The organism is Burkholderia sp. SIMBA_051 (assembly GCF_046534915.1).
Lineage (GTDB): Bacteria > Pseudomonadota > Gammaproteobacteria > Burkholderiales > Burkholderiaceae > Burkholderia > Burkholderia ambifaria.
The window spans coordinates 1-237 of record NZ_JAWRXS010000886.1 but is presented as its reverse complement, the minus strand read 5'-3'; the positions used below and the strand labels follow the sequence as shown (position 1 = coordinate 237).

Annotated in this window: 1 protein-coding gene; it reads left to right on the top strand. The window is 68.8% G+C overall.

The features are described 5' to 3' along the window. On the top strand, positions 1 to 237 hold a 237-nt coding region (locus tag SB771_RS36995), incomplete at both ends, for a carbonic anhydrase (RefSeq protein WP_410722285.1).

Below are 237 nucleotides of genomic sequence, written 5' to 3'. Positions count from 1 at the left end.
CCACCGTGGAATACGCGGTGGCAGTGCTGGGGGTGAGCGACATCGTCATCTGCGGCCACTCCGACTGCGGCGCGATGACCGCCATTTCCACCTGCAAGTGCCTCGACCACCTGCCCGCCGTGGCCAACTGGCTGCGCCATGCCGAGTCGGCCAAGGTGATCAATGCCGCCCGCCAGCACGCCTCGCCCGCCGAGCACCTGGACGCCCTGGTGCGCGACAACGTGATCGCCCAACTGG